General features: G+C 46.4%; 27 protein-coding genes and 1 pseudogene. 17 read left to right on the forward strand and 11 right to left on the reverse strand.

Annotation, left to right across the window (positions count from 1 at the left end; all coding sequences use genetic code 11):
* Positions 1-129: 129 nt before the first annotated feature.
* On the forward strand, positions 130-924 hold the full coding sequence (locus MKY16_RS02925; RefSeq protein WP_340931269.1) for a GNAT family N-acetyltransferase: 795 nt from the start codon (positions 130-132) through the stop codon (positions 922-924).
* A gap of 99 nt (positions 925-1,023) precedes the next feature.
* Here MKY16_RS02925 and MKY16_RS02930 read toward each other — a convergent pair whose 3' ends face one another.
* Positions 1,024-1,917: an AraC family transcriptional regulator gene (locus tag MKY16_RS02930; protein WP_318627621.1), complete on the reverse strand. Its 894-nt coding sequence runs from the start codon at positions 1,915-1,917 to the stop codon at positions 1,024-1,026.
* Positions 1,918-2,068: 151 nt separating this feature from the next.
* Between MKY16_RS02930 and MKY16_RS02935 the strand changes: the two genes are divergently transcribed.
* Both MKY16_RS02935 and MKY16_RS02940 read left to right on the forward strand, forming a co-directional pair.
* Entirely contained in the window at positions 2,069-2,974 is a 906-nt protein-coding gene (locus tag MKY16_RS02935) for a DMT family transporter (RefSeq protein ID WP_340954041.1), read from the forward strand.
* Positions 2,970-3,212 (forward strand): annotated as a pseudogene (locus tag MKY16_RS02940) (tRNA-binding protein); the annotation flags it as partial. The gene MKY16_RS02935 and the pseudogene MKY16_RS02940, both read left to right, overlap by 5 nt.
* Before the next feature lie 179 nt (positions 3,213-3,391).
* On the opposite strand, the gene MKY16_RS02945 reads toward MKY16_RS02940, so the two are convergent.
* Positions 3,392-5,818: a UvrD-helicase domain-containing protein gene (locus tag MKY16_RS02945; protein ID WP_340954043.1), complete on the reverse strand. Its 2,427-nt coding sequence runs from the start codon at positions 5,816-5,818 to the stop codon at positions 3,392-3,394.
* A 310-nt stretch (positions 5,819-6,128) separates the two neighbouring features.
* Here MKY16_RS02945 and MKY16_RS02950 point away from each other — a divergent pair, with 310 nt between their 5' ends.
* On the forward strand, positions 6,129-6,980 hold the full coding sequence (locus MKY16_RS02950) for a zinc ribbon domain-containing protein (RefSeq protein WP_029515952.1): 852 nt from the start codon (positions 6,129-6,131) through the stop codon (positions 6,978-6,980).
* Positions 6,981-7,045: 65 nt separating this feature from the next.
* A complete protein-coding gene (locus MKY16_RS02955) occupies positions 7,046-7,834 on the forward strand; it encodes a TrmB family transcriptional regulator (protein WP_029515951.1) in 789 nt (262 codons plus the stop codon).
* Positions 7,835-7,841: 7 nt separating this feature from the next.
* Here the strand turns inward: MKY16_RS02955 and MKY16_RS02960 are convergent, their stop codons facing one another.
* Positions 7,842-8,474: an NUDIX hydrolase gene (locus MKY16_RS02960; RefSeq protein WP_029515950.1), complete on the reverse strand. Its 633-nt coding sequence runs from the start codon at positions 8,472-8,474 to the stop codon at positions 7,842-7,844.
* A gap of 172 nt (positions 8,475-8,646) precedes the next feature.
* Between MKY16_RS02960 and MKY16_RS02965 the strand changes: the two genes are divergently transcribed.
* On the forward strand, positions 8,647-8,940 hold the full coding sequence (locus MKY16_RS02965) for a hypothetical protein (RefSeq protein WP_029515949.1): 294 nt from the start codon (positions 8,647-8,649) through the stop codon (positions 8,938-8,940).
* An 85-nt stretch (positions 8,941-9,025) separates the two neighbouring features.
* Entirely contained in the window at positions 9,026-9,727 is a 702-nt protein-coding gene (locus MKY16_RS02970) for a histidine phosphatase family protein (protein ID WP_029515948.1), read from the forward strand.
* An 82-nt stretch (positions 9,728-9,809) separates the two neighbouring features.
* Here the strand turns inward: MKY16_RS02970 and mscL are convergent, their stop codons facing one another.
* Positions 9,810-10,304 (reverse strand): large conductance mechanosensitive channel protein MscL, encoded by a 495-nt coding sequence (gene mscL, locus MKY16_RS02975; RefSeq protein ID WP_039270406.1) that lies wholly within the window; start codon positions 10,302-10,304, stop codon positions 9,810-9,812.
* Positions 10,305-10,455: 151 nt separating this feature from the next.
* On the opposite strand from mscL, the gene MKY16_RS02980 reads away from it, so the two are divergent.
* Together MKY16_RS02980 and MKY16_RS02985 are read left to right on the forward strand one after the other, a co-directional pair.
* A complete protein-coding gene (locus MKY16_RS02980; protein WP_039270408.1) occupies positions 10,456-10,899 on the forward strand; it encodes a carboxymuconolactone decarboxylase family protein in 444 nt (147 codons plus the stop codon).
* An 18-nt stretch (positions 10,900-10,917) separates the two neighbouring features.
* A complete protein-coding gene (locus MKY16_RS02985; RefSeq protein ID WP_029515945.1) occupies positions 10,918-11,871 on the forward strand; it encodes a sigma-70 family RNA polymerase sigma factor in 954 nt (317 codons plus the stop codon).
* Between the two features lie 184 nt (positions 11,872-12,055).
* Here the strand turns inward: MKY16_RS02985 and MKY16_RS02990 are convergent, their stop codons facing one another.
* The 5 genes from MKY16_RS02990 to MKY16_RS03010 all read right to left on the reverse strand — a co-directional run bounded on the left by MKY16_RS02990 (position 12,056) and on the right by MKY16_RS03010 (position 16,437).
* Positions 12,056-12,394, reverse strand: coding sequence for a DUF4870 domain-containing protein (locus MKY16_RS02990; RefSeq protein ID WP_029515944.1), 339 nt, complete (start codon positions 12,392-12,394; stop codon positions 12,056-12,058).
* Between the two features lie 259 nt (positions 12,395-12,653).
* Positions 12,654-13,337, reverse strand: coding sequence for an MOSC domain-containing protein (locus tag MKY16_RS02995; RefSeq protein ID WP_029515943.1), 684 nt, complete (start codon positions 13,335-13,337; stop codon positions 12,654-12,656).
* Positions 13,338-13,891: 554 nt separating this feature from the next.
* Positions 13,892-14,173 carry a hypothetical protein gene (locus tag MKY16_RS03000; RefSeq protein WP_029515942.1) on the reverse strand — a complete coding sequence of 94 codons (282 nt, stop codon included), beginning with the start codon at positions 14,171-14,173 and terminating at the stop codon, positions 13,892-13,894.
* 30 nt (positions 14,174-14,203) lie between these two features.
* A complete protein-coding gene (locus tag MKY16_RS03005) occupies positions 14,204-15,355 on the reverse strand; it encodes an MGDG synthase family glycosyltransferase (RefSeq protein WP_029515941.1) in 1,152 nt (383 codons plus the stop codon).
* A 44-nt stretch (positions 15,356-15,399) separates the two neighbouring features.
* Entirely contained in the window at positions 15,400-16,437 is a 1,038-nt protein-coding gene (locus MKY16_RS03010; RefSeq protein ID WP_029515940.1) for a serine hydrolase domain-containing protein, read from the reverse strand.
* A 365-nt stretch (positions 16,438-16,802) separates the two neighbouring features.
* Between MKY16_RS03010 and MKY16_RS03015 the strand changes: the two genes are divergently transcribed.
* The 3 genes from MKY16_RS03015 (at position 16,803) to MKY16_RS03025 (ending at position 18,988) form a co-directional block, all read left to right on the forward strand.
* The gene (locus tag MKY16_RS03015) at positions 16,803-16,991 is read left to right on the forward strand and encodes a hypothetical protein (protein ID WP_007428354.1); all 189 of its coding nucleotides are present in this window, start codon (positions 16,803-16,805) and stop codon (positions 16,989-16,991) included.
* A gap of 105 nt (positions 16,992-17,096) precedes the next feature.
* Positions 17,097-17,882 (forward strand): type I methionyl aminopeptidase, encoded by a 786-nt coding sequence (gene map / locus MKY16_RS03020; RefSeq protein ID WP_340954045.1) that lies wholly within the window; start codon positions 17,097-17,099, stop codon positions 17,880-17,882.
* Between the two features lie 593 nt (positions 17,883-18,475).
* A complete protein-coding gene (locus MKY16_RS03025) occupies positions 18,476-18,988 on the forward strand; it encodes a GNAT family N-acetyltransferase (RefSeq protein ID WP_340954047.1) in 513 nt (170 codons plus the stop codon).
* Here the strand turns inward: MKY16_RS03025 and MKY16_RS03030 are convergent.
* A complete protein-coding gene (locus tag MKY16_RS03030) occupies positions 18,977-20,236 on the reverse strand; it encodes a DUF438 domain-containing protein (RefSeq protein WP_029515937.1) in 1,260 nt (419 codons plus the stop codon). The two genes, MKY16_RS03025 and MKY16_RS03030, sit on opposite strands and share 12 nt — an antisense overlap.
* Positions 20,237-20,250: 14 nt before the next feature.
* Complete coding sequence (locus MKY16_RS03035; RefSeq protein WP_340954049.1) at positions 20,251-20,478, reverse strand: DUF1858 domain-containing protein; 228 nt, start codon at positions 20,476-20,478, stop codon at positions 20,251-20,253.
* Positions 20,479-20,713: 235 nt separating this feature from the next.
* Between MKY16_RS03035 and MKY16_RS03040 the strand changes: the two genes are divergently transcribed.
* From MKY16_RS03040 to MKY16_RS03060, 5 genes are read left to right on the forward strand one after another with little or no spacing between them, the layout of a single operon-like run.
* Positions 20,714-21,433 (forward strand): hypothetical protein, encoded by a 720-nt coding sequence (locus tag MKY16_RS03040; protein ID WP_029515935.1) that lies wholly within the window; start codon positions 20,714-20,716, stop codon positions 21,431-21,433.
* 41 nt (positions 21,434-21,474) lie between these two features.
* Positions 21,475-21,876, forward strand: a complete 402-nt coding sequence (locus MKY16_RS03045) for a GntR family transcriptional regulator (protein ID WP_039270421.1) — start codon at positions 21,475-21,477, stop codon at positions 21,874-21,876.
* 41 nt (positions 21,877-21,917) lie between these two features.
* Complete coding sequence (locus tag MKY16_RS03050) at positions 21,918-22,853, forward strand: ATP-binding cassette domain-containing protein (protein WP_185156356.1); 936 nt, start codon at positions 21,918-21,920, stop codon at positions 22,851-22,853.
* 2 nt (positions 22,854-22,855) lie between these two features.
* Complete coding sequence (locus tag MKY16_RS03055; protein WP_029515932.1) at positions 22,856-23,758, forward strand: ABC transporter ATP-binding protein; 903 nt, start codon at positions 22,856-22,858, stop codon at positions 23,756-23,758.
* Positions 23,751-25,070, forward strand: a complete 1,320-nt coding sequence (locus tag MKY16_RS03060; RefSeq protein ID WP_069010900.1) for an ABC transporter permease — start codon at positions 23,751-23,753, stop codon at positions 25,068-25,070. The genes MKY16_RS03055 and MKY16_RS03060 overlap by 8 nt, the downstream gene beginning before the upstream one ends.
* Positions 25,071-26,023 lie beyond the last annotated feature (953 nt).

Consider the following 26,023-nt stretch of genomic DNA (forward strand, 5'->3'; position numbering starts at 1 on the left):
TAGAAATGTATAACCCAATATTTTTTAAGGCTATATGGAATAAGCGGGAAGAATAGTTTCAATTTGTGGTATCATGCCAGTAGGTATTCCACGCATAGGAAAAGTATGACTAATGAAAGGGACTAATAAATGATTTCTCATCGATTGCTTACCTACGAAACAATTAGTCAATTAACTGACCAGATTAATAGAGACCAACACTTGTTATTCTATAGCTATTTAAGTCAACGTAAGGAGCAGGCTAAATTTGTTGGTCAATATATAGACGACAAGCTGACGGCGGTCTTAGCATACTTTTGGGGGCTATCCTTCCCTGCTTTTTCTTTCCATTGCATAAATCGCGAGAAACTTAACTTTCCAGCTCTTATTACTTTTACTGAGGAAATCATTCAACTTAAGAAAAATACTGTTTGTGGTACAATCCTCTGTAATCGTGACCTTGAACTTTTTCAATCTCATGGTCTTATATTGGGTAACCCACAACGTTTTTTAACAATGAAGCATATGGATCAATCGAAACTGCTCGATTCAAACTGGGCTGAGCTAGTTAAGGAAAATGACCTTTCAGATATAGTGGATTTATTACGAAATGGCGGCATGAAATTTTTTACGAGGAGCGAACTCGAACAATATCCTTTCCTTGGGATAAAGGAATGTGGTCATTTTATTGTCGTGGGCGGCTTCCACTTTTATGATTCTAAACTTGTTGAGCTCGGAAACATATACACAAGCCCTACTCACAGAGGGAAAGGCCTAGCAAAGCACTTGACGAGCCAACTTACAAAACTGGGCAGGTCACTTTCATCAGATATCTACCTGGGAGTACTGAAGGAGAACCAAGCCGCTGTATATCTTTACGAGGGCTTAGGCTATGAGATCACGGCTGAGCAAACTATTGTTGATTTTAAGCTATCTATTGATTGACGAATTAGGCCGCTGTCGCGCGCCGGTTGAGAAGTACAACGGAATATAGGTGACTGTTGGTATTAGAGCGGTATCACGCAACCAGAAAAGAAATAGCCCTTAATCCTTGATTTCATTTCTAAATTTCCGGAAATCTTTAGGTGTTCTTTCATGATGTTTTTTAAAAGATTGAATGAAGTGATTTACATGATTGAACCCCACTCTGTGGGCTATTTCAGTTATTGTAGAATCTGTTGAAATTAATAACTCGCTGCTTTTCTTGATACGGTACTTAATTAAATAGTCGTAAGGTGTCATATGAATGGTTCTCTTAAAACTACGAGTGCATTCCGAAATACTTAAATGTGCTACTTCAGCAATTTCTTGCAGTGTTATATTGTCTGAATAGTTTTGATGGATAAAGCTGAGCATCAATTGAAGTCTTTCCTGTTGCAGTTTCATGTGTTTAGGTGCTTCCTCCGAAGAAAGCGAAATGTTAGAAATTATGATGAACCATAATTGTACTGTTTTAATAGAAACCTCATATTCCCATCCCCAGTTTTTTTTCATATCAAATTTCTCTTTCATATCCCAAAGCATTTGCAGTATTTGAATTTGCCATTCAACATCTCCTTTGATTACTAATGACAATAAGAGAGAGTTTGTATAAGGCAGTACATAGTTTTTTTCCATCGCACTATCTGCATAAAAGGCCAGCAGCTTCTCCGGAAAATTAAAACTGACATATTGGCCGTTATGTGTAAGGTGCGTAGTAACGTGAAGAACACCTTTATTAATTAAAATGGCCTGACCTGTTTCTAATTCATGATCAATCCCGTTAACTTGGATTACTAGCTTCCCTTTGGTAACCAAAGTGATTTGTAGTTCCTCATGCCAATGTAGATCGTTGAATCCTCTACCTTCAGGACTACTTGCATGAATAGTATGGGTGTACATGATGTATGGAAATGAAACATCGGGATATAGAATGGTCTCATGCAATTGTTTTTCCATTTTAGCGAGGTCCTTTCTGATGACGATATTTCTATATAAATTAAAGATATAGTTACACAAAATAAATAAAAGTGGTGATATTATTATACCAGATCTTCGGCTTATCATTACAATCCTGTGCACAGGCGATTGGACTCTTGGAGGCGTACATGTGAAAATAAATCAATCGTCGTTACCGTTTCATCCGTATATTTTGCTTTTAATCAGCATACTGTCTGTCTCTATCTCATCCATCATGATCAAATCCTCAGATACTCCAACCTCTGTGGCTGGGATGTACAGATTGTATATGTCAGTACTCATAATGCTTCCTTTTGTACCTTGGAAAATGTTCCTTACCTTAGCAATGAACAAAAAAGATTGGATTACCGTTTTCATAGCTGGTCTTTTTCTCGGGTTGCATTTCTTATTCTGGATGGAATCTTTAGTATATACCTCAGTTGCGAGCTCCATGGTCATCTTATCCTTACAGCCTTTATTTGTAATGATGGGTTCATACTTTATGTTCAGAGACCGAACCAACATATTAACCATACTTTGTTTGATCGCCGCTCTTGTCGGTTCAATCATTATTGCTTGGGGAGACATAGGGATTTCGAGAGAGGCATTGATCGGAGATGGATTATCTTTATTGGGAACAATTTTGGTTTCAGCATATATGTTGGCAGGACAGAAAGTAAGTCACAAAATAAATGCAAATTTATATAGTGTTATTGTTTTTTTTATTGGTGGCAGCGTCTTGCTGGTCTACAATTTGTTGAATCATTATTCCTTGATTGAATATGACTCGTCGGAATGGATGTATTTCTTGTTACTTGCAGTAATCCCAACTATTTTTGGACAATATATTTTTAATCTGTTGTTGAAATCAATGGGTGCAACTACGGTCTCCGTTGGTATTATTGGAGAGCCTGTTCTTGCCATAATTCTCGCCTACTTATTCTTGGGAGAAATAATCTCTGCATTTCAATTCATAGGTGGAATCATGACTTTATTCGGTATGGGAATGTATTTTTGGGCAAAATCTTTAAAGTATACTACAGTTGCAAAATATTAAATTTGAAATTGATTTTGGACAAGATATCGGTGTAAAAACTTCGAGTGCGCAAATTACAGAAAGATATGTGGCTGAAGATATTATAGGGGAACAAATTATAGGTGTAGTCAACTTTCCACCTCGACGGATAGCAGGCTTTAACTCAGAGGTATTGGTTCTTGGAGGAATACCCGAAAAGGGGGATGTGATTCTATTGAAACCAGATATCAAACTACCTGATGGAACACCTATTGGGTGATAGAACGCTTGGATAATCTAACAGGACATGATCGTTCAATAGCAAGTTAAAACAGATAGTGGCAGGCTAGGGCTTTATTTTTAAGTCCTAGTCTGCCACTTTTTTATTTGGTCTGTCCAAATTTTATTTGATTTATTATTGGTCTGCACAATTCTCCATACCAGCTATACGCCGTATCCCTATCTGGCTGGGATGCTGCGTGTCCCCTCTGTCATCGGGGAGGCGCAGAGCGGGCACACTGGCGGCGTGCTTGTGCTAGCCGCGCTTGTACGGCGTCCGCTTGTTGTGTCGCGACGCATCCACGCTTTGCAAGCGCCGTCGGTACATTTCCACACAGGCACGTTGATGCGTGGCTCCGCTGGAGACCCTGCCACCGACGAGGTTGTCCGTGCCGTAGCGCTGCCTGGTCCCGGCCTGTTGCTCACGCGGGTCGCTGTGCCAGACGCTGGCGATCCAGCGCCAGCACGGCTGCCATACCCGGAAGCACCCTTCGCTTGGCCGAAGCTACTGCGGCGTGTTTCTGGCTTGGAAGCCTCAGGGGTGACCCCATAGGCTTCCAGCAGGAAGCGTGACACGGCGGCAGGCTTGCCATGATTAGAGGCGGGGGAGGTGATGTATAGCAACTCCTTCGCCCGGGTGACGGCCACGTAAGCGAGGCGGCGCTCTTCTTCAAGCGCTGCATCGTTATCCACAGCTGTAGTTGGGGCGGCGCCTGCCCGCCGATCCTCCGGCAGCTCGCTGTGCAGCGCCGAGCTGTGCGGCAGAATGCCTTCGCTGGCTCCGATCCAATATACGCAAGGGAATTCCAATCCCTTGGCGCGGTGGATCGTCATGAGCCGAACAGCATCGCTGTCTTCCTCTCTGCGCAGCGATTCCATTTGGCGGTGACGCTCGGAAAGCTCGTCCGCAAAGCTGACGAACGCCTCCACAGTGTCAAACCGCTTGGCTGCCGTTTCGAGCTCCTCCAGACTTTCTTGCATCGTTTCCTTATAATGAGTCCACGCGCCCGTATCTCCACTTTCCAAATATTTGTCATAAAAGACGCGCCGCATTTCTTGAATGGCATAGGCAGGTTTCATGGTAGTGAGACTGCGAATCAGACGAATACGCTCTTTCACTTGTTCACGCTGAAAATCACGTAGTCGATCCCAGCGGCTGAGATGAATCAGCGGGTATTTTTTAGCCTGCTGTTTCTCCTCGCGCATAATCCATTCCATCCCAGCCTCACGCGAGACGTACAGCGGCCCAAGGGTGCTCGGAATGGATTCCATACGTCGGGGATTTAGCGACAAGCGCAGGTGATCCATTAAAGGACGAATCAGGGACTGGTCATAAAATACAGCCCCTGCTCCGTACTGAATAAATGGGACATCCCGCATAATTAATTGCTCAAAAATAGATCGGCTTCCGCTGGCTGTCCGGTGCAAAATAACGATATCCCGGTAGCGAAGACGACCTTCTTCTACCTGCCCGAGCAGATGAGTAACAATATGTCCCGCCTCTTCCTCAGGCCCAGATGGGGTGGCAAACTGTGGCGGCAAGCCCTCACGCCCGGCAGCCGCAAGACGTTTGGAGCGTCGATGAACATTTTTGGCGACGATGTTGGAGCCCAGCCCCAAAATGCGTGCATCACTTCGATAATTAATATCCAGAGTAATGACCTTTGCATCCTTATAGACCTTGTCAAACTCCAGAATGGATTCCTGGCGTGCCCCATTAAAGGTATAGATCGTCTGGTCATCATCCCCCACAACCATCAGATTGCGATGTCGGGCAGCCAACCGCTGCACCATCTCATATTGGAGGGCATTCGTATCCTGAAATTCATCGACCATGATATGTGAAAAACGTCGCTGAAGCGGCTGAAGTACATCCGGGTCACGCAGTAGTGCGGAGGCACGCAGCAGAATATCGTCAAAATCCATTTTATTGCGCTCCTGTTTCCACGCTTCATAAGCGAGCATGGCACGCTTGGCATCCGATTCCTCGCGCACGGTTTCCGGCAGCTCGTTCGCGCTGCGGCCTTCCGCTTTCCAGGCGGAGAGGGCAGACAGCAGGCTTTCCGGCTGGAAAGCCTCGCTGAGCCCAAGCTGCCGCAGCATCATTTTCATGACGGTATGCTGGGCCTGCGTTTCACCGAACACTTCATCTTGCACGCCGCGATGACGCAGCATCGCCAAAGCGAATGAGTGAAACGTGCGTGCCTGAACTGCACGTGCAGCGGCAGGGCGCACACCGGGTAATCCCGCGATGCGCAGTTTCATCTCGGCAGCTGCCTTGCTGGTGAAGGTCACCAGCAGAATGGACGATGCAGGAACATCCCGCATCGCCATCAGGTAGCCTGCGCGGGCAGCCAGCACTGTGGTTTTGCCGCAGCCAGCCCCTGCAAGGGTCAGTAGGGGACCTTTGCCGTGGCGGACGGCCTGAATCTGCGGGCGGTTCAGGTGAATGCCGGCGTTCTCTAAAGCACGAAAATAGGCCGAGTCTTGGTCGGTATCGGGTACCAGCGTCATACTGGTATCCATGGAAGCACGACGTGCCTGAGGGCTCGACGTTGAATAAGGAACCCCGATGGGTCGAGGGTAAAAAGAAGGATTTGGGTCCATAATCCTGAAACCCCTTTCGTTCTTAAAATCTTCCATTTTCACAAATGGGGGTAGTTTTTGGTATGATAGAGTTCTAGTCAGCTTTAGCTGACGATAAGAACAAGGCGATGGACTAAAATAATGCTGAAATTCATGCGGATCTTGCCGAAGCGTCAGAACGTCAATACGTTGACGCCAATGCCTATAGCCTTCAAACAGGCGATATGACCGCATTCCATTATACAGGAGTTCGAGGTTTGCCAACAGAAAAAAACTTTGGGATATACGGACGGTACAGTGAAATCCGGCTGGATATGGGGAGGAAATAACGATGAAGCTGATTCAACGTATAAAGGAAGGCGCTAATCGCGCAACAGAAAAGGCGCAGCATGCTGTCGAGATTAGTAAGATCAATTCACAAATTACAACGATCCAGCAGGAAATGGATGTTCATTTCTTGCGAATGGGTCAAATCTTTTACGAAGGTTATCGCGCATCCGACATGTCGGTGGCAGAAACCGAGATGACACAGCTATCCACTGCTTGTGATGAGCTTCAGGATGAAATTGACGAGCTGCGCAGTAGAATTGCAGAATTGAAGAACGCTCATTTATGCACCTGTGGAGCGGTTGTGCCTCTGGATGCGAACTTTTGCCCTAAATGCGGACGCAAGCTCAATGAAGGACAGGCTGCTTCCAAACAAGTAGCTGCTGTGCGTGAAGAGGTGCCAACGGACGTCTATTCTTTTGATCTGCGCAAGCCAGAGGTAGCGAAGGATGCTGCGCCTGCTTACACGGAGTATGCAGAACATGAAGTAGTCGATCGACATGAACAGGAACAGGATGAGCGGTATGAAACACACGAACCAGCGGGACTAGACCGCGATTATACAGTGTCTGATTTTACACCGGAGGAAAAAGCGGCATTCGACGCTGAGTGGGAGCGCCGTCGTCAGGAAGATCTGGAAAAAGAACACCGTCGTCTTGAAGAATTGGCACGTGAGCGTGAGCGTCAGGAGGAGCTGGACGAGCGGATTCGATATTGGAAGGCCAACAACTCCGGGGCTGAGAAACCGGCAACGCCGTCTGCACAAGTACGTGAAAATGTAAAATGCCAAATCTGCACCGCAGAACTACCCAAAGGGTCCAAGTGGTGCCCGCGTTGCGGAGCTGAACAGATTTAACGCAGCCGAACAGGCTGCTGCAGGACACAGACATAACGCCGGGCAGCATAGGGGGAACAGAATATATGGAGCGTTTGCTGCATCATCTGCGGAATCTGGGTTTTACGGAAATGGAAGCCAAGGTTATGGTCGAGCTTTCGAGGCAAAATGCGGCTTCCGGCTATGAAGTGGCTAAGCGTCTGGGTGCATCACGCTCCAACGTGTACGCGGCTTTACAGCGTTTGGCCGGGCAGGGATACCTCAGAACCAGTGCGGGAGAGCCTGTACGTTACAGCATGCTGCCACCGGCTGAATTGACCCGGATGATCGAAGGACAAATGCAGGAGTCTCTACGTGCAGTGGAGAAAGAAATGCCACGAACAGAACCAACCAAGCCGACCTTTTATAATGCGGAAGGCGATCGGAAGGTACTGGAAAGTCTGACCCGTGAGTTGGAACGGGCAGAGCATGAGATTGTGTTGGACTTGTGGCGCGAGGAAGCCGAACTGCTGCGGACAGAGTTGGAGAAAGCCGAGAGTCGAGGTGTGCGTCTGCTCTGGTCCTGCGATAACGGAGAAAGCATGATGGGACCGTGGTTACCGCTTAGGTCTGGTACAGACGGACAGGAACCAGCAGGGCGTAAGTTTTCTTTTGTTATTGATCGGCGTTGGTGCATGCTGGGTATGCGGGGAGAGAATTGCCCGACACAGGCGCTTATTACCGAGCATCCGGTAATGACAGGCCTGCTGCTTAATCATTTTGCTCAGGATCTTATTCTGTATGAGCTGGAGCATGATATGGGCAGAGAGCTGTCGACCCGGTATGGCTGGCGGTATGAAGGCATTATCGGCAAATATATGTCAGCTGGGGAATAGCTAAAGATTACCGGGTAGGAAGTTCCATCAGTGCCCGGCATATAGATGTAATATAGCCCGCCTTATGAGGCACGAATTGATCCGATGTGATCAGGCGGCGAGTTTTTTCTGGGTTCGGCCCTGACGTAATGCCTTGGGCTTCGATAAAGGGAATATAGCCTTCAAAAAGGGCCAGTGCTTGGTCAAGATCCGCTTCGTACAGTCCGGCTACTTCTTCTTGCTGGAGATGATAAGCTTCCAATGGCTGGTTCGATAGCAGTCCAAACACCGAGCTAACCTCCCGATCCCAAAAAGAGGTGCCCTGGGCGGTACCTTTGCTTTCATACCGAACGGTCATCAGCGGTGTTAATGAGGTAAAGGGAACATGAATGCCCAATTCTTCCTCCAGCTCGCGAGCCGCCTGAGACATATCTTCGCCTGCCGTCAAATGACCGGCTGCTGTAATATCGTAGCATCCGGGGAAGGTATCCTTCGTATCCTGACGCTGTTGGAATAGCAAGCGACGGCCTGTAGAAGTGTCTCGTGCTAGCCAGCAGTGAAAGGTATGGTGCCAGTATCCCTTGGCATGTGCGTCTCGTCGGGAGGCTGTGCCAAGGGGGTTGTCTTCATCGTCGTAGATATCCAGAAGCTCGCTATTCATCGTGGTTCCTCCTATAGTAAGCAGAAATCAAAGGTCTACTTTACAGTATAACGTGTTTTCTGTCCTAACGATATGAAGGCGGGTGTGGAATGTGGAGTGGCATTTGGGGTATGCTGGGAACATAAGGATTTGAAACATCACATAGATTTATGATTGAAAGGAGCGATTTTACATGGAATGTATAGTACATTTTCGAGTCATGCATCCGGAGGAACCCAAGGAACTTCGCGGGTTGATTATGCTGGAAAGCGGGGGCAAGCCGGGGATTGATCAAATCACGGATATGTTCAAAAATATGGGCTATGATGTCCGCCCAGACAATCCGGAGGAATTGATTTTTAAACCAGTCGATGTCAGAGCCAATTATACATATATCCGGGTTATTGAGCTGGATACGGGTGAGGAAGTCTACCAGGAAGATAGGGATTTGCGCGCGATTTTGGAAACTTTGCTGAATAAACGTTAAACGTTAAACGTTAAAGACCAGGAGAACTAATCGATGAAATGAGATAAAGCGATCCTGTCGCCATTCATAGGAACGGAGAACAATGATGAGATTGTATATTATCCGACACGCAGACCCCGATTACCCCAACAACACCATAACGCCGGAGGGGCATTTGGAAGCCCAGGCACTAGCCAAGCGGCTTTCCAGTCACGGACTGGATCGAATTTATGCCTCTCCTTTGGGGAGGGCTTTGGATACGATGCGCTACACCGCCGACTCTCTGGGTATGACTCATGAAGTAGAACACTGGACGCAGGAGCTGGCTCTAAAGCTGGAGGAAACCCCATACGGCCGTCTTTCCCATTGGGATTTGCCTGGTGAAGTGATCCGTTCCGAGTTGCCCCTGCCGACTCATGACTCTTGGCAGGAGATTTCCTATTATCAGGGAACGCAAAGCCCTGAAACCTTCGAGCGGCTGAAGCTTCATTCCGATGAGTTCCTGAAACGGCAAGGCTTTGAGCGGGTGGAGGGCAGGTACCGGATTCTGAAGCACACTGAAGATCAGGTGGCGGTATTTTGTCATGGCGGCTTCGGGCTGACCTGGCTTGCTCATCTGTTGGAGTTGCCATTGGCCTTGGTCTGGTCCGGTTTTTGGATGCCGCCTAGCTCCGTAACCACGATCTTGTTTGATGAGCGCTCCCAAGAATGGGCAGTTCCCCGTTGCATCGGCTTCGGTGATGTTTCCCATCTGTACGCTGAGGGCTTGCCCGTTAGACCCCGTGGCATTATCACCAATTTCAACTAATTGAATTTTCCATACATGCCAAAACGGCTTAAGACGATAGAGCGTCTTAAGCCGTTTATTGTAGTCATATAAGTGGGTTGAGTCAGCGTGCTTCCACGTACCCTTCCAGCTTGGAAGTGCAATGTGCGCAACGGGTAGCGGCTACAGGAATTTCGGATAGGCAATGTGGACATTCCTTGATCGTTTTTTCCTGAGGAGGTTTTTCTTCCTCTTTGCGTTTCAGCATGTTAATCCCTTTGACCAGCATGAACACACAGAAGGCCACGATCAGAAAGTCCAGCAGGACGTTAATGAACTGACCATAGGCGAGGACCGCGATCCCTGCTTCTTTGGCCTGTGCCAAAGTCTTGCGTGTACCGTCACCATTTAAAGGCTCAGCAGCTTGTAAAGCTACATACAAATCTGGAAAATTCATACCTCCCAGAAGCTTACCAATCGGAGGCATAATAATATCGTTTACCACAGAAGTGACAATTTTGCCAAACGCTCCACCGATGATAACACCGACCGCAAGGTCAATCACGTTACCCCGTACAGCGAATTCCTTAAATTCTTTTATAATACCTTTTCCGCTCATGTGAGTGCTCACCTTCTTTGCATAAAATCATTTATCTATAATACATGCTATGTCAATTGAGGGCAATTCCCAATTGATGTATTGCACTTTGTCACAAAATCACATGTTCATTTGTCTTCTATATGTAAACCAATAATGGAGGCGATGTATCGTGAGTTTAAGATTCAATCACAGAACAGTGAGTCCTAGTACGTTCAAGGCGATGATGGAGATGGAGAAATATATTTCCGGTCGTTTTACAGACAAAGTATTGTACGAACTACTGAAAATTAGAGTATCCCAAATCAATGGATGTTCCTATTGTCTGGATATGCATGCGAAGGATCTGCTCAAGCTGGGGGATTATGCTGACCACATTTTGCAGCTAGCCTTATGGCGGGAGGTTCCTTTGTTCACGGAAAAAGAACGTGTTATGCTTGAATTAGCCGAAGCGGTTACTCGTATCTCAGAACAAGGGGTACCTACAGATTTGTATAATCGGGTCAGAGAGCATTTTACCGAGGAAGAATACGTAGATTTGATAACCGCAGTTAACGTGATTAACAGTTGGAACCGGATTGCAATTGCAACGGGCATGTATCCGGGCATTCTTTAATGAACAGGGGGCTATGCTTTGTCTGGCAAAGAACATAGAATTGAACAAGAATCGGTGGATGTAAGTCTGGAAGAGCTGTATCAGAAATATCGCAAATATTCTTTTGCCATTGCTTATCGCATGCTTGGAACGGTTACAGATGCCGAGGATGTCGTTCAAGACTGCTTTGTCGAGCTGAAGGATAAGCCCCTGGATAATATACACAATCCCAAAGCCTATGTGGCCAAAATGACGATGAATCGGTGCCTGAATCTACTGAACTCTGCACGTAAGCAAAGAGAGACATATGTAGGACAGTGGCTGCCGGAGCCGTTGGGTGAAAGCGCAGATCTCCCTGCGGATTGGTTAGAGCGTAAAGATATGATATCTTACGCTTTTCTGGTTTTGCTGGAGCAGCTAAAGCCGATAGAGCGGGCTGTTTTTGTGCTGAGGGAAGCTTTTCAATATGATTACAAAGATATTGCGGAATTGCTGGGGAAGACGGAGAGCAACTGTCGTCAGTTGTTCAGTCGCTCCCGTCGTATTCTATCTTCCGGAGAATCTGCTCTTGAGGCTCAGTCCAGTCGCAATGTGAATAACTCATCCCGAATAAAACTACTAGAACGTTTTACAACAGCTTTTCTTGCCTACGATGTGACTGCTATGCTGGAACTACTGGCTGAACAACCTGTATTTGTGTCAGATGGCGGAGGTAATGTGCATACGGTGATGAGGCCGATGGTTGTACGCAAAGGTGTTCTTGCCCTGTTGACTTCTCGTCGGGTATTAACCGTTTTACGAGAAAGAGATGTGTGCCATACCGTCATCAATGGCGAGGTCCAGCTGGCATTTCTGGAAGACGGAAAAGTGAGAGAAACCTTATGTCTCATACTGACACCGGACGGGGAGCATATTCAGAATTTTTATTTAATGGTTAATCCAGATAAGCTGGGACACATCCATATAGACGAGGATTTTGCAAAAATCCCATAAGCGACTTCCAATGAATAAGATATAGATCGAAATGGTTTAGTTCGTCTATATCTTGCACTCCGGAGCGACTGGAATCGAATTTTTCAAAATCCTGATAGGACAGAAGAAGCTAGTGTAAAAAAATGAACCGCCCAAACATAAAAAACCTTGATTCCTTGCTTAGGATCAAGGTTTTTTGCTGTTTTCATAACTGCCGGGCTTGATGAAGAGCCAGATCGCCTATCCAGGGAAGCTTGAGCCACTTTCCTTGTCCCGCACGAATTAACAAGATAATCCACAAGGCAAGGCCTGCCAGCGTTAGCAGGGAAGCGAAGAAAGGACCGAGTAGGGGGATGAATCCTACCAGCACATGTCCGATCATGAGGGCTACAAAAAGAAGTATGGATTGCAGTGCGTGAAATAATACGAATCGGCTTTTCTTTTCCAGCATGACAAAGGCCAGCGCGCCAATAAAGGCGAACAAATAGCACAGGACAGCTGCTATATTTTCATCCAATCCTGTGGAAGACTTATAGACTGACATGTCAGGCATATCCTCCTTTATAAAAAGATTCAAGCTAAGTCTCCGTACTATACAAGCTATGAGGACAGGATTGAAGGATATGCCCGATCTCGGTAAAAAAAATGGCTCTACACAAAGGATAAGCGGTCAAGCGAGTGGATATACTCGAATTTGGCGATAACCTTTGGACTGCGCTTCTGTCGCATCGCCCACAAGCTTCGCAGATTCGATGTTCGACTGTAGCCAGACGAGCTTGCAGACTCATTGAACCACTTCCACCTTACGAATTGCCTGATAGTCTTTCCCGAGAATCCGTTTCGGTTCCCGCCAAACGTTTTAGAAACGTATTTCTCCAGTTTAAGGACAATTCTTCAACTTCAAGAATTTGCTTAATACCCTCGATATGATTCTTCTCTTGATGCATAATTCGATTGGCAAATGAAACCGTAATTGCTTTCGGATGGCGATGAAGGAGGGATAGTCCGTCGGCTTTAGAGGCAACTCCCTCTTCCAAAACGCGGAAGTAGAATCCCGTGTGGCCTGTTTGCTGTACCTTCAAGGGCATGTCCGGTACGCCGTACTTGATGGACAACTTGTAGCAAGGCTGTCTCGGTTGGCTAACTTGAACGATAGCTTTGCCAAGCTTAAAGACGTCTCCAATGCAAACGTCGGATTCTAGCAAACCCTTTATCGTTAAATTTTCCCCGAACGCGCCGTAATCGAGCGGTCTCCGTAATTCATTTTCCCAGAACGGATAGTGCTCGTAGGGATAGACGCATACAGCTTTCTCTTTACCCCCGTGATGAACTAGATCGCCCTGCCCATCCCCTTCGAAGTTTAGATAAGATAAATACAAATATTCATCTGTGGCCGACTTGAATATCCCCGTAGAAACGTTCTTCTGATTAAACTGGATCTGCTTGGGCATGCCGACATTAAGTGAAAGGATTTTAATAGATGCCATTCGGATCACCCCTACTCCAAATTTTGGTCAACGAGTTTTGCTAGATGCTTCTATATACCGCGTTCCTGCATATGTTCGCCCGCCTGAAGCGAGAATTTCTATGATGACTACGCCTTATTACATTTCGGTAATTCCTCTTTTGACTCTGTTCGTCCTCGTTTCCATTTTACACTCCTCTATGCGCTATTTGCGAATTTTCGATGAGTCTCCGTTAATGGGATAGAGTCCTTTTTGGGCAACTCATCGTTCCGGGAGCGATTTTTCGTTCGAACATACCCGATCTCGGTAAAAAAATGAATTAGAGAATGTGTATAAAAATACGAAAAAGGCTGAACGAAAAGAATTCGTTCAGCCTTTTAAACGGTTATGCACATGTTTTGCACATGTTGTATACACTTTATCCACCACATATTAATGTTTATCCACAGAAATAACATTATTTATACACAAGTTGTGCACAATCTGTAGATAATATTACGATAATTTATACTTTGCACACAGTTTGTCCACAAACTATCAACATATTGGGTGTAATTGTGGATATACTTTCGTAATTATCGGTCACCAGTTTTTAAATGGCGGCGTGGATGTGTGATTTTACCCATTTTATTCTTGTCATCCTCTTTGGGGATAAGTCGTTCATCGGTACGTCCCTCGTGATGGTTATCAAAGGCATATTCGGTCATTTTCCACTCGGAAGTACCCAAAACTACATCAGCGGGAAAATGCTGGCCTCTGTGCAAATGCTGCTCATGTCCATCCTCATCAATATAAACACCGTCCACTTCTACCTTATCACCCGTTAGTGGGAGTAAATCCTTTCCTTTGCGTTCCATTGGTATCCCCTCCGTCTGGCTTATTCTCCGTTAATTTGTCCGGACGGAGGTTCTTTTATCCACAAGCTGATGCAAAATATCCTCGGCAATTTGGTCTGCGGGATGAGGTTTGCGAAGTAGCTTAATCGCCTGCGTCATCTCTCCAGCAAGAGAGGGGATGGAAATCAGGTCGAGACAATGCTGAATCAGCTCCTCCGTAGTGCGAGCAATCCGAGCAGCTCCTTTTTGCTGCAAATATAGAGCATTATTTAGCTCCTGACCGGGTACGGGCTTGAACACAAGAATAGGCAAACCGGATGCAATGCTTTCTGAGAGTGTAATGCCGCCCGGCTTCGTAATCACCAGATTGCTCGCACGCATAAGTGCTGGAACAAAGTCCACGAATCCATAGGTGTAAATGTCCGGGTAGTCTGCATACAGCGCATCCAATTCTGCCTTCAGTTGCTGGTTACGACCGCAGACGATGAGTAGCCGCAACTGAGGAAGCTGGCTTAATTGCTGACAGATATCCATTATGCCGGATAGCACACCATAGGCGCCAGCCATAATGAGTAGCGTAGTAGTCTCAGCCTGTAGGGGTGGGATTAGCTGTTCTTGAACAGGCGCTTCGTCGGCAGACATGTTATAAAAAGAAGCGTGGATCGGAATGCCCGTCGCGGCAATGCGTTCGATCGGTATTCCCCGCTGGGCAGCTTCCTGCTGCATATCCTCAGTGGCTACATAGTAGCGGTCAATATCGGGATGCAGCCAGCGCCCATGCAGATCGAAATCCGTAACCACGTTGACAATCGGCAAATGCATTCCCATTTTGCGACGTAACGCCGGAAGCGCGAGCTGCGGGAATGTATGTACTACGAGGTCGGGCAACTCCTTTTTCAGTGTGAGCGTAAGTTGACGCATTCCGAATGAATGCAACACATGGCCGAAGGCCGATGTAGCCTGCATACCGCGCGTGATGTTATAGACCCATCCGTAAAGCTGTGGAATGGTTTTGAAGCTTTGCATATATACAAATTTGGTCAGACTGTTCAACCAGGGATGAGATTCAGCCATTAGGTCAAGTAGTCGTACCTCGCAGTGTCCGAGTCTTCGCAAACTGTCCTTAATTGCCCGGGCGGCCTGTACATGGCCTTCCCCGTAACTGGCGTACAATATTAGAATTTTTGGTGGTAAGACTTCCATGATTGTTTAGCCCCCTATATTCAATAAGCACATTGAAGCTCATTTCAGGAACGTTCCAAGTTGAGGGAGGATACGGCTGGCAAAACGTAACGCTCCAGTAGTGTTCGCGGATTTTTCCAACGGCTCACCTTGCTGTCTGCTGTAAATACCGCGACTGCGTTCGCTTCTGGCACAAGATAAATTTGCTGTCCTCCATGTCCGTGTGCACACGCGTAGTTGATGCCGTGGAGTCGTCCTGTCCACCATTGGAATCCGTAATCCCCGAATTCTGGATAGCCTTCGACCTGTCGCTGTGTCGCCTGATGCAGCCAATCGGCCGGTATCAATTCTTTTCCGTTCCAGCTGCCTTGATGAAGGCAGCAGTCGCCGAATTTAGCCATGTCACGCGATGTCAGATATAGCCCGATATGTCCCATGGTGTAGCCCTCTGGATCTTGTGCCCAACCACTTCTCCCAAAACCTAAGGGTTCGAACAGATGCTGGAGAGCGTACGTATAGGCGTCAATCCCACAACAATGGGTCAGTAGCACGGACAGCAAGTGCGAGTCAACACTGCGATATTGGAATACACCGAGTTGATCCTCCTGTACAGGTAAGCGCAGGGCAAAGGACGGCCAGCTTTTGCTGCGATGAAAACGGTGGATAAAAGCTTCTCCGAGCTTTTTGCCTGTCTGCCAATACAAGCCGGATGTCATGGTCAACAGATGGCGAATCGTAATCTGCTCTAGCAGTGTTTCCTTCCGCCTAGGTAAATACTCAGGCAACAGCTTATGTACAGCCGTCTCTGGCCCGGGCATATCACCGCGAGCCATAGCTATGCCGATGAGCGTGGAAGTGAAGCTTTTGGTCGCGGATCGCAAATCGTTCAGAGAGCTTGCTTCATGACCGTTGTAATAGCGTTCCCAGATCAGTTTACCGTGGCGCAGCAGCAGGAAGCTGTGCATTTTAGGAAACTTGGCTTGAACTTCACGGTCTGCCTGATCAAGTAAGGAGGCATTGATGCCCTCCTCTTCACAAGTTCCTATGTTCAGGGCAGACATACGGGCAACAGGTGCAGTGAACAGCGGAGCATAGCGGCTCATCCTTTTCCCTCCTTGTTATGTTTATTTATTTTACCCCAAACACATACACTCCAAAAACCGATAAATAAGGTATACCCTCTGTGCAACAGCTGATGTAGTACCCCAAATGACATGATGCGTAAAAGATAGGTAAAATCAATGTAAATTTACTGGAAAGCTGAAAGCTGTATCTGAATATGTTATAATGGGGTAGTGATTCAGCCAAAAGAAAATCGGTTAATACAAGTGTCAGGTACATGCCTTGCCTAAGGCGTTCCCGACCTAAGCTGCAATTAGACATACTACTTCACTGCATAAGGACATCAATACTTTTCGGCATTCTCTTCAACGGAGCACTTATTTTCAACGTTTTGGGAGGGAGTTACATGGCAACGAAAGGTCACAATGAAGTAAAGGAAAGTCTGCGGGAAATGACTCGAATTTTCCGGCCTAAGGATCCCAAAAAATTTGTAAAGGAATATGTGCGAAAATACCGGATTACAGGAGGGTATGAGGAAGAGTTGACCATGGTGGTGGAAAACGAACTCGGTCGCATAAATTCTTCAGTATCTTAAAGGGTTCGATTACCCGAAAAACTAGAAATACGACTTTTATAAACCGTCTATCCACAGAGGAGACGGTTTTTTTGTGTCTGCCCTGCATACAATGGGATAGGTTTAGTGTATTTGTATGCTCAAAGGAGGCGGATTCCAATAGAGATAGCGATACGAACACCGGAGGAAATCGGCTACATGAGGGAGGCCGGGCGTATTTTGGCAGATTGTCATCGTACGCTGGAAAGTCGTATTCTTCCGGGAATCACAACGCTTGAAATCGACGCTTGGGTGGAGCAGTTTTTAAACAAGCGCGGAGCCACGCCTGAACAAAAGGGCTATAAAGGTTTCCCTTATGCCACCTGCGCTTCGGTCAATGAGGTGGTGTGCCATGGTTTTCCCTCGGAGCGGGTGCTTCATGATGGGGATATTGTGACCATCGACATTGTGGTTAACAAGGACGGTTGGCTGGCTGACCGAGGATGGACCTATGCGGTAGGTAACATTAGCCGCCCGGTAGCGAGACTGTTGCGGCAGACCCATAAGGCACTGATGGGCGGTATCGAGGTTGCCCGCCCGGGGAGGACATTGGGGGATATCGGGCATGCTGTGGAAAAAGAAGCAGCAGGCTGGCGGCGATTCGGCAACGTCAAGCCTCTGATCGGGCATGGTATTGGCCGCCAAATGCATGAGCCGCCAGAGGTTCTGCACTACGGTCGTCCCAAAACGGGATTACCCCTGCGCGAAGGGATGGTGATTACCATCGAGCCGGTATTTACGCTAGGAACCGAGGGGGCCGTGCTCTGGGGGGACGATGGCTGGACCATCAGCACAGCAGACGGCAGTTGGGGAGCCCAATACGAGCACACGATTGCGATTACAAAGAACGGCCCTTATATTTTGACCTCGTAAAAGCGAGTTGTGCCATAGGGAGTCAATGTGCGGGTCCTTTGCATAAGGCTCTCTAGGTAAGTTTTTTTCAGGATGATGCATTCATCGGAAACAGCCATCACAATTCCCGCCACTTTGCCGTCCAGTCCTGGAAAAAAGCAGATACAGAGAATAAGCGCGAGAATTGCAAAGCTACAGAAAACAGCCTACCGATAAAGATAGGTTTGGTAGCATCACGATAATACGTATGGACGAGCTGAATGTCATCCATGCCGTTCGGTGCTTGTTAATAATAAGTCCCTGATATATGTTACGGACAGCTACCCATATGTATAGTAAAGTAAGAACCTGAAATACGTTCTTGGTAGGTTCGATCAATTCCGGGGACATACCAAATACATATTGAAAGACCAGATTGCCTACGGGCGTCAACCCGATACTCCAGCCTATGATCAATACAGCTACAGCCACGAACGTACATAAAATGAAACAATTTTATTCAAGTCGAATCCTTCAGGAATGAATGAATAGCAGTGAACATTTTTATTATAGATCAAGATTCGGATCGTCGGTATATGGAAAGTATAATATTGGAAACTAGGAGTGGAACTCACATGATCATCAGGGAAGCAACGATATCAGATGCCGAGGGCATCGCCAAGGTGCACGTAGATTGCTGGAGGACGACGTACAAAGAAATAATGCCCGCCCAGGTTCTGGAACAGATTTCCTATGAGCAAAGAACAGAACTGTGGAATGCGAATCTATCCAGTGAAGACGGTCATCGGGTATATGTTGCTGAAAATGAGAAGGGGGAAATCATCGGATTTGTGAGTGGGGGGCCGGAAAAGTCAGGTGAATATCCCCCGTATGGGGGAGAAATAACGGCTATTTACGTTTTGAGTGAATACCATAGTTTAGGCTTGGGGAAGAGACTATTTTTACGTCTGCTTCAACATTTTAATAGTTTGGATATTCACTCTGTAATCGTATGGGTGCTAGCAGATAATCCAGCATGTACTTTTTATGAAAAGCTGGGGGCCAAACTTATAGTAGAACAACATATTATAAATATGGGTGGCAAAAACCTGAACATGGTGGCTTACGGTTGGATACTATTCGGATAGAATACGCTTTTGTCCTTCCAAGGCACGAATTGGTGCGATATTTTGCGTAAATTCCAACGTTCCCAGATAGCGGCCCTCTGCATCACGAATGGCAAAATAACGGATGTAGACAAATTTGTCCTTGATTGGAATCCAAAAATCCTCAACATCCTTGCGACCTGCCTTAAAATCTTCCAGCAGCTTCTCAACGACATGCACGCTTTGGGGCGGGTGGCAATTCTGTACGGTACGACCAATGACGGCTTTCGTGCGCGCGAAGATTCGTTCTTTACCATGGGAAAAATAGCGAACCACATCATTTTCATCTATAAAGGTCAGGTCAACAGGAAGATGATTCAACAGCAGTTCCAATTGTTGTACGGATACAATCCCTGTCTCGAATCGCACGAAGCCTTGCGGTGTTCCTGATGTGCCTTCCGTTTGCTCAAGGGCTTCTGCAGGCTCCTCTGCCCGTTCGGGTATCCATTCGCGTTCGGGGGCGGTCAGGCAGAATCCAATTTCCTCGCTTTCCCGGGCTATTTTCAGCCATTCATCCTCTGTCAGCTTACTGAGTGCCATCGGCAGCAAAATATTCTCTTCCTTGAATATCATTTCATTTACTTCACTCATGATATGGGCAAGCGCCTTCCCAATCTGTTCACGATCCCCGTTATATTCGGCGAGCAGACTCTTCGCTTCCTTAATCGCGGCACGAATGCCGTCGTCCACACCCCACATGACTTTGGTCGGGCCAAAAATTCCATAGCGTTCTAGATAAGGAAAGACCAAGTTTTCTTTACGACTGTAGTGCTTGTCGAGATCCATTAGCAGACTTAAATCCTCAAGCAGCTTGTAAATAACCTTGGGACTGTCCTCCTTTTGAAATTGCTCTGCATGCAATGCCAACTTAAAGTTGACTAGTCGTTCGATCTCCCGATTTTCCAGCTTGAATGTGTGGACAGGATGTCCCGGTTGTTCCTCCGGTCCTGAAGGACGGTGAATATCCTCAATGGAGCCCTTGAAGATCGAAGTATGCACGGAACAGAGCCGCTGAACTTCCGATACGGGAATTCCCTCCTCGGTCATCAGTGCGTGCTCCATAGCTGAAATTTCCGCCACACTTACTCCGCCAACAGCCTCTGCAAAACGCGCTTTCACCTCTTCGACGCTTTTCCCGGCATGTAATTCTTTTATAATTTCCTTCAGTGTTCGTTGACGTTCTGTTAATTCCTGTGCTGTATGTTCACGGTTGTTAATTAGCTCGCTCATGATCGTTAGCTCCTTTATTTTTGAATGGTAAAACCATGTTGCAAAAACGTGCGTTCCACGGTTTCCGTAGCTACTTTTTTCAATGCAATACCTTTGGACAATGTCATAAAACGACCTGCGGTTTGTAACATGCCAGGCTTGGCGATATCATGAAAACCCAGCTCTACCATAATGTCCTTCACTTCGGGATAACGGTTAACAAGGTTAAAAATCGGCTCATCCCAGTGCAGTATCTTATCCATTTGTTCATCCCCTTGATTGAGAACGTTTATCATTTACAGAGTAGCATAGGTCCTGACGAGCTATTGTGATTGTACGCACAATTTACATTCAGGTATTGACAGTTGTAATTCATGGTTTATATACTGTGTATAAAGATATATACAGTAATAACATTGATTACTTTAATAATAACTTCGTATGAAGAGAGAACGAGGTCGTCATTACAGGCAGTGCAGAAGGGATCAGGATAAGAAAATGACAATCATCAAGCAGGCATGGAAGATTACCCGGCAGGATTTTCGCAACAATCCATATGTTATGCTGTGGACATTGCTGTTTATTGCGTATTTGGGATTTACCATGAGTTTTGCTGTAAGTGTGCATTGGGATGAACGTGGAAACTTGAGTCCGGTAGCCGATTTTATCATGCTGGTGTTGATTCCGTTTCTCGGATACATTTATAACCGCCGTGCATTTAAATATCTTCAGGAAGATTCCTATACGCATATGCTAGCCTTTTTCCGCACCTTGCCTATACCGATGAATGCGGTGATTATGAGTCGAATTCAACAGGCGCTTTTGGCGTTTGTTGTGAATAGTGTGATATTTTTCACTCTCTTGTTTACGTTGTCAGCTACGTTTCGGGTATATGCCAGTACAGGTTTCTTTGTATCGTTTGCACTTACCTGGATAGGCTACGGAATGCTGATTCAAGCCATTTATATTCATTTGGAATTTCTTAAAAAAGGTAAATCCTACTTTTGGCTATCCATTGTCATCATGCTAATTTGTGGGATAGTTACGATTATAGTTCGAGTATGTGGGGCCAATCTGGTATCGATAACGGCATTTTACAGCAAGGAATGGCAGCTGTTGTCTCCGGTGATGTGGGGAGCGCTGCTGGCAGGAGCTCTGGGTATGTGGATGTCCTACAGGGTGACACAGCGTAAGCTTATGAAACGGGATTTAACTTAGCGGTATGTGTACAAAGATAGATAAAAAGGGGGGAGAAGCAGGTGAATATACCAGTGCAAATTGATGAGAATAGCGCGGAACCGCTGTATGCGCAGATTGAAAAGCAACTTCGCTCACTCATCGTAACCGGACAGATTGCAGCGGGAACGCTGCTTCCCTCCATTCGGGAGTTCGCAGGGACGCTCCGCTGCAGCGTCATCACCGTCCGGCGGGTCTATCAGGATTTGGAGAACGAAGGCTTGCTTCGTACCCGGCAGGGAACGGGCACCTTCGTAGCTCTGGTCGAAGACGATAAGCGCTCAGGTTACCGCCTTAAAGCAGTGACCGAGGCGTTGGAAACGGCGATTGACACAGGCATCGCTGTACAGATGACAGAACAGGAATTGTTGGAGCTTTTCGCAGAAATGGTGAAGAGAAGGTATGAAGTCCAAGTGAAGGAGTGACGCCCGTGAAAAACGATGTAAACCATCATGTGGAAGTTCCTATGGGGATACAGATAAAAACACCCATTATTGAGATGAGCCAAGTCTATAAAACTCGAGGTAACCGGGAAATTGGACCGATTAATCTAACCATTGAACCGGGATATGTAGTCGCTTTGGCTGGACATAACGGATCGGGCAAAAGTACATTGATTCATCTGCTGACTCAGCTTATCCACCCGGATTCCGGTGAAATACGTTGGTTCGGTCAAGCGTATCCGGACGGCATGCCGGCAGATACACGACAATGGGTTGGGTATATGTCAGAGCAGCCGACCCGTGAGGAAGATCGACTCACAGCAGAAGCAGCAGCGGCGTTTCGAGCCTTGTGGTATCCCGGCTGGGATGAAACACGTTTTCAGCGTCTGATGGAACGATTTCAGGTTCCGCAGCATACGAAATTATCGCGCATGTCCAAGGGAGAGCGCCGTAAGTTTGAACTGGCTGCAGCCTTGGCGCCTCACCCTCGTTTGTTGCTGCTGGATGAGCCTTCGTCGGGTTTAGACCCTTTTGCCTGGAAAATCATGCTGGAGGAACTGCGGGATTGTATGGAGAACGGCAAAACGACGGTCATTATTGCCACTCATATCATAGACGAGATTAAGCGTTTGGCGGATTATATTGTCCTGATGCATGATGGCAGGCTGCTCGGCAAGCTGGAAAAAGACCATTTGCTCGAAAATAGCAAAGAAATGTGGTTTGAAGGCACACCGGAGGAGGCATCGGAACTTCCGGGTGTTGTAGAGATGGAGAGCGAAGGCGGATTGCAGCGAATTGTAACGTTGGCAGCCGGAGAGACCAGCGCCATCTTGGAACAAGCGGGCATCCGCCCCATCCGTGTGCGGCGTTTGGAACTGGATGATATTTTAGTACATTGGTCTGCGGGACAACTATCAGAAGATGCGGAGACATACACGCAGAAAAAAGGAGCGGAGTAATCATGAACATGCTGGAATTGAAAGAGGTCGTGAAGCAATATGGGAACCACACGGCGGTGAACGGAATTTCGCTGAATGTGAACGGTGGGGAGATTTACGGACTACTGGGAGGCAATGGAGCAGGCAAAACGACAACGATGCGCATGGTGCTCGGTCTGATTTACCCTGATGGAGGTAACATTCAATATGAGGGCAAGCCCTACAGCAAGGAGCTTCAGCGGACGATGGGCTATTTGCCCGAGGAGCGAGGGTTGTACCCCAAGGTGAAGGTGAGCGAGCAAATTAACTATTTGGGCAGGTTGCGCGGAATGTCGGCTAAGGAGGCGGACAAAAGTCTACGCTACTGGCTGGAGCGCTTTGGAGTGCCCGAATATTACGACAAGCGGATTGAGGAGCTATCCAAGGGAAATCAGCAGAAAATGGGCTTTATTGCCGCCGTTGTGCATCGCCCGACGCTGCTCATTTTGGATGAGGCCTTTAGTGGGCTTGATCCGGTAAACGTTGAATTGCTTAAGGATACGGTAAAAGAGCTGCGGGACGATGGGGCTGCGATTTTATTCTCGACCCACCGCATGGAGCATGTGGAGGAACTGTGCCGTCATATTACGATTTTGCATCGCTCAAATACAGTTGTGCAGGGAAGTGTGCAGGAGATTAAGGGCCGTTACCCGCGTGAAAAAGTTCGTCTCATCACTACAGGTGAAGTGAACGGACTGGAACAGCTGCCCGGCGTGCGCCGTGTAGAGCCTATGGATCGCGGCTGGATGCTGCATATTGAGCAGCCGAATGCGGCGAAGTTGGTATTACAAACGGCGTTGGAGCAAACGGATGTAGAGCATTTTGAGATCAAGGAACCTACGCTGAACGAGATTTTCATAAGAGAGGTGGGTGATTCCCATGAATAGACTGGGTACGGTAATCGGTTTTACGTTTCGTCAGAAGGCGAGAACCAAATCTTTTATCATTACAACGCTGGTACTGGCCTTGCTCATTACGCTTGGTATGAATCTGCCATATTTGATTTCTTTGTTTAAAGCAGATGGGACAGGAGGTTCGGGCACGACGGCAGCCGAGCATCATCGCTTGGGACTGATTGCCGGGAGCCGGATAGAAGTGGCGAATCAACTGGAGAAATTCACCAAGGAGCAATCCAACCCGGCAGCCATCTGGAAGCGTTATGACAACGTACAAACACCAGCCATGCAGCAAGCCTTGAAAAATGGGGAGCTGCAAGGTTACGTACAGTTCACGGAGCCTACCGACAAGGGAGACACGTTTCCTAAAGTGGAATATGTCTCTGTAGAAAAAGAGCCATCTCCTGCTGTAATTACATTGTTGCAGACGGGACTTCAGGAAGCTAAGGTCAAAGCCATTATGGGCGGCAATGCATTGACCAGTGATCAAATTCGTGAGATTAGCACACCTGTAATAGTGGACAGCAGGGAAGTAGACGGTTCGTCTGAGGCAGGGGGAGCTGTGGGGACAGAGGAAAAAGAGACCTCTATGATTAACTATGGTTTGGTCTATGTACTGATGATTTTATTCTTCACCTCCTCCATGATGACGGGGAATATGATTGCTGCAGAGGTGACATCGGAAAAAAGCTCACGTATCATGGAGATTCTCATCACAAGTGTCTCACCGTTGACCCAGATGTTCGGAAAAATTATCGGCATTTTCCTGGTCGGCCTGCTGCAAATTGCTGTCTTTGCAGCCGCTGTATGTGCCAACCTTATGCTGCCGCATAATAATGTCATTCTTAGCTCAGCCGGGCTGGATCTGTCGCAACTGAATATCGCGGTGTTGGGTTATGGTCTGGTATTCTACATCCTCGGCTACTTTCTCTACGCAGTACTGTTCGCCGCGGTGGGCTCCATTGTTAGCCGTACCGAGGAGTTGGGACAGGCGATCATGCCGATTACCGTGCTGTCACTAGCAGCCTTTTATATCGGTATCTTCAATATCGCCGCATCTGATACGATTTTCGTAAAGGTTGCCGGGTACATCCCATTTTTCTCGCCAACCGTCATGCTGTTGCGGATTGGTCTGGAACGGGCGAGCCTGCTGGAAATCTGGCTGTCACTTGGTATTCTGGTCGCCTCCATTTTGCTGTTCGGTTGGCTGGCCGCCAAGATCTACCGTACGGGTGTCTTAATGTATGGTAAACGTCCTTCGTTCAAAGAGCTAAGAAAAGCTATGAAGGCTTACAAGATTTAAATTTTTAGCAATACATGTGGTTTATAACATCAATTGAGACTAATTTTATTATTAAATGAGACTGTTTATACCATCTAAATGAGACAGTCAATATCCCCGAAAACCCAATGAAATCAGGAATAAAGGATAAGTGAATACAAAATTATCAGTGAATAAATAATCTAAGTATTCTTATTTTATGGTGAAAAAGGATAGCCTTTTTTTTATAACAAGAAGTGAGACAAACATTAACTGAAGGGAGAATTACCTTTGCTCGCTATAATAAAATTATGTTATATACATTTTTAGCAACAGGACAATCTAATATCTAACCTAAAAAGCCCCGTTGAAAAGGGGCTTTTTTACTTTATGTATAGCTGATTGAAATGGCTACCCGTTTCAGAAAAATGTTGCACTCATTCTAATTTCATCCTGTTATTTGGAGAATGCATCTTTGGTACCTAGGCTTTAACTTACTGAGATATTTAGAAAATTAACAGGCCTGTTTATAGATTGAAATTTTTAAGTTGGGGCGAAACCATCTCATCAGTTTTTTCATTTTGTTGATTAATTTCTAATAAATATTAGATTGAATTCATATGTCTATTTCCTTGTCTAAATGGGTATACTGATTCTAAAATAGAAGGGAGGAGATTAAGATTTATTATAAAGATATATATAATTTACATATTCAGCTTCTTGATGTATATGAGAGGAATCAAACGTATCGCCATCCTTATCAAAAGGAAATTAATTTTTATGAACGACAGCTTAACTTTTTTTGTGAAAATATCGTACAAAAGGTTTTCGTTTTAAACCAACTAATAAAGATTTATGAGAAGAATAGAGAGCCTCAAATTAAGTGGTGCTCAGAGACTTATTATTCAAAACAGCATGAAGATATTAAAAAAACAAATTGAGAGATTATAAGATCAGTGAGTGGTTCCATTTCATCGTAATTGAAAATGGCTCAG

The organism is Paenibacillus sp. FSL L8-0641 (genome assembly GCF_038006265.1).
GTDB lineage: Bacteria > Bacillota > Bacilli > Paenibacillales > Paenibacillaceae > Paenibacillus > Paenibacillus polymyxa_D.

Coding starts and splice junctions, on each gene's coding strand:
- MKY16_RS02925 (WP_340931269.1), top strand. CDS start 130: ATGATTTCTCATCGATTGCTTACCTACGAAACAATTAGTCAATTAACT.
- MKY16_RS02930 (WP_318627621.1), bottom strand. CDS start 1,917: ATGGAAAAACAATTGCATGAGACCATTCTATATCCCGATGTTTCATTT.
- MKY16_RS02945 (WP_340954043.1), bottom strand. CDS start 5,818: ATGGACCCAAATCCTTCTTTTTACCCTCGACCCATCGGGGTTCCTTAT.
- MKY16_RS02950 (WP_029515952.1), top strand. CDS start 6,129: ATGAAGCTGATTCAACGTATAAAGGAAGGCGCTAATCGCGCAACAGAA.
- MKY16_RS02955 (WP_029515951.1), top strand. CDS start 7,046: ATGGAGCGTTTGCTGCATCATCTGCGGAATCTGGGTTTTACGGAAATG.
- MKY16_RS02960 (WP_029515950.1), bottom strand. CDS start 8,474: ATGAATAGCGAGCTTCTGGATATCTACGACGATGAAGACAACCCCCTT.
- MKY16_RS02965 (WP_029515949.1), top strand. CDS start 8,647: ATGGAATGTATAGTACATTTTCGAGTCATGCATCCGGAGGAACCCAAG.
- MKY16_RS02970 (WP_029515948.1), top strand. CDS start 9,026: ATGAGATTGTATATTATCCGACACGCAGACCCCGATTACCCCAACAAC.
- mscL (WP_039270406.1), bottom strand. CDS start 10,304: ATGAGCGGAAAAGGTATTATAAAAGAATTTAAGGAATTCGCTGTACGG.
- MKY16_RS02990 (WP_029515944.1), bottom strand. CDS start 12,394: ATGTCAGTCTATAAGTCTTCCACAGGATTGGATGAAAATATAGCAGCT.
- MKY16_RS02995 (WP_029515943.1), bottom strand. CDS start 13,337: ATGGCATCTATTAAAATCCTTTCACTTAATGTCGGCATGCCCAAGCAG.
- MKY16_RS03000 (WP_029515942.1), bottom strand. CDS start 14,173: ATGGAACGCAAAGGAAAGGATTTACTCCCACTAACGGGTGATAAGGTA.
- MKY16_RS03005 (WP_029515941.1), bottom strand. CDS start 15,355: ATGGAAGTCTTACCACCAAAAATTCTAATATTGTACGCCAGTTACGGG.
- MKY16_RS03010 (WP_029515940.1), bottom strand. CDS start 16,437: ATGAGCCGCTATGCTCCGCTGTTCACTGCACCTGTTGCCCGTATGTCT.
- MKY16_RS03015 (WP_007428354.1), top strand. CDS start 16,803: ATGGCAACGAAAGGTCACAATGAAGTAAAGGAAAGTCTGCGGGAAATG.
- MKY16_RS03025 (WP_340954047.1), top strand. CDS start 18,476: ATGATCATCAGGGAAGCAACGATATCAGATGCCGAGGGCATCGCCAAG.
- MKY16_RS03030 (WP_029515937.1), bottom strand. CDS start 20,236: ATGAGCGAGCTAATTAACAACCGTGAACATACAGCACAGGAATTAACA.
- MKY16_RS03035 (WP_340954049.1), bottom strand. CDS start 20,478: ATGGATAAGATACTGCACTGGGATGAGCCGATTTTTAACCTTGTTAAC.
- MKY16_RS03040 (WP_029515935.1), top strand. CDS start 20,714: ATGACAATCATCAAGCAGGCATGGAAGATTACCCGGCAGGATTTTCGC.
- MKY16_RS03050 (WP_185156356.1), top strand. CDS start 21,918: ATGGGGATACAGATAAAAACACCCATTATTGAGATGAGCCAAGTCTAT.
- MKY16_RS03055 (WP_029515932.1), top strand. CDS start 22,856: ATGAACATGCTGGAATTGAAAGAGGTCGTGAAGCAATATGGGAACCAC.
- MKY16_RS03060 (WP_069010900.1), top strand. CDS start 23,751: ATGAATAGACTGGGTACGGTAATCGGTTTTACGTTTCGTCAGAAGGCG.